This window comes from Methylovulum psychrotolerans, from assembly GCF_002923755.1.
In the GTDB taxonomy this organism is placed as follows: domain Bacteria; phylum Pseudomonadota; class Gammaproteobacteria; order Methylococcales; family Methylomonadaceae; genus Methylovulum; species Methylovulum psychrotolerans.
Map to the genome: position 1 here is coordinate 1 of NZ_PGFZ01000007.1, position 2,132 is coordinate 2,132.

Below are 2,132 nucleotides of genomic sequence, written 5' to 3' on the forward strand. Positions count from 1 at the left end.
TCGCGGACATAGCTGCTGTTGTTGACGGTTTTGCCGGTGGCGGTGGTGTTTTGCAACTGGGTGAGCCTGCCTGCGGCATCGTAGCCGTAATGGCTGTGGCCGCCGTTGCTGAGGATGCGGTCGAGCAGGCGGCCGGCCGCGTCATAATGGTAGCTGACTTGCAGGTAGGCGGGGTTGGCTTCCGCGACCAAGCGGTTGGCGTTGTCGTATTGGTAGGTGGTCATTTCGCTTTGGTAGTCGGTTTTGGTTTTGTAGATAAAAAAGCCACTAAACCTCGTCTGTTTTGAAATCCGTAGTTTCAAAAACTATTTGCCACGAAGGACGCGACGTTTTTTTAAGCCGTTTCACCGCGCCTTTTACGTTTTTCGTGGTAAATTTTCCGCTAAATAAAAACTACTGCTTTTAATATACCCGTCAATTTTGAAATCTGTAGTTTAACTTAAGGGAGTTGCAGGTTAATCCGTTCGTGGTGAGCCTGTCCCACAAGGGGGGCTGCGGACAGGCGAACGGTTAATCCTCGACTGTCCATTGAAACTACGGCTTTCAATATGGACGGGGTTTGTTATCGGAAACAAGAAATTAAAAGACCAATCACAAGAAATAACAAGGCAATAAATTTTATTGCCCACCGGACATTTCGGGTATGCCTAATAGAATGTCTCGATTCTGCTTGATGCCTATTAAATTCTTCTATATCGTCAGGATGTAAATAGGTATCCGTTACGGTACGGAAGGTTTCCAGTTCATCCCCTAAAACACGGGCATTAAGTTGTTTAGCAATCTCCAGCATAATTTCAATCTCGTCGTCTTCAGGATTTTTTGTCCAAAGCCTCCCATGCTGAAGAATAAAACGATAAGAATGGGAACTATCCCTTGAAATTACAAGATCAAGCTGCCCCCCTTTTAAACTAGGGGGTTCAATGTCAGCTCCTGGAAACGAATCTTTTAGTTTTTTTATTTCATCAATTCTTATAGGAATATTTTTGCCCTGTTCGGTTCGTAAAATTGTGATGTGGTAACCCATTTCAATTCCTATTTTTATTTGCTATATACTGCTTTCATCATATTCGTATTAGCTTTGCTAGGGTAAAGTACAAACCCACCATTGGCAGATTGGCTTCCGCCAAACAACATCTGGCTCCCAGTCAAAAAACTTCCCATAAAACTTGTCAACGGATTGGTGTTGACCAAACCAACCCCTCTTTCATAAAGCAATGGAATTCCTTCTCCAAAATTTGCGCTATACTTGTTAACATGACTTGCCCATTGTCCGGGTGTTGTAAGGTCGGCCCAAAGTCCCGAACCAGTCCAGCTTAAGTCCGGCTGTTTACCTGTTGCTCCATTAGCACCTCTAAAAAAGTTGTTAGCAGAATCACTTAGCAAATCTCCTTCATCTAAGGCCTTTCCAACTTGATAATGAATTTTTGAACCCTCGGTAGCTGCACGAGCAGTAGTGCTTGCAGCTTGTGCAACGTCGTTTGCAATATTAGCCGTTTTTGCAACATCAAATCCAATATTTACTGAGTCTAGTATGTTGTTACCTTGCCGTAATGCTTGCATTCCAGCACTAGCTCCAGCAGGCAAAAAAGGTACGGCAGTTGCCCCCACATCATATATCAATCCAATTGCGTCGGCAGCAGCCCAGCCCCAATTGCCTGTGCGTATATTCGTTGTAAAGGAATAAGAACCGAGCCCTACGTTTAGCAAATCCCAAGGAGTTTCGGCGAAATTCCCACTCGGATCATTACAGTTTATCGGATTATCCAAGCAATAAGCATAAAAATTCACCCCCGCGCCAAAGCCCTTGGGGTCTTCGGAGATGAAGCGTCCGGTGACGGGGTCGTAGTAGCGGGCGCGGTAGTAGTAAAAGCCGGTGACGCCGTCGCGTTCGCGGCCGGTGTATTTTTGGTCGTTGTTGCTGGGCGTGACTTGGTTGAGGATGCGTCCGTAGGCGGTGTAGCTTTGGGCGGCGAGGATGTTGCCGTCATGCAGGCTTTGCCCCAGCACGGATTGCAGCGCGTCGTGGTGGAAGGTGCTGTTGATGAGGTCGCCTGCGGCGTTGCGCTGGTAGGCGTTGACAATCTCGTCGATGACGCCGCCCCGGAAGTATTTGGCTTGCAGGACGGCTTGGT

The 2,132-nt window shown here is 47.0% G+C and carries 2 protein-coding genes and 1 pseudogene; all 3 read right to left on the reverse strand.

The features are described 5' to 3' along the window. Nucleotides 1-302 (reverse strand): annotated as a pseudogene (locus AADEFJLK_RS14715) (RHS repeat domain-containing protein); the annotation flags it as partial. 260 nt (nt 303-562) lie between these two features. Continuing rightward, the gene (locus tag AADEFJLK_RS14720; protein ID WP_103974797.1) at nt 563-1,024 is read right to left on the reverse strand and encodes a hypothetical protein; all 462 of its coding nucleotides are present in this window, start codon (nt 1,022-1,024) and stop codon (nt 563-565) included. A 14-nt stretch (nt 1,025-1,038) separates the two neighbouring features. Further along, nucleotides 1,039-2,132, reverse strand: a 1,094-nt coding sequence (locus AADEFJLK_RS14725; protein ID WP_211299230.1) for an RHS repeat-associated core domain-containing protein, incomplete at its 5' end; no start/stop codon positions are given.

Bases quoted from the DNA above. Each gene is read 5' to 3' on its own strand.
- AADEFJLK_RS14720 (WP_103974797.1), bottom strand. From the start codon at position 1,024: ATGGGTTACCACATCACAATTTTACGAACCGAACAGGGCAAAAATATT.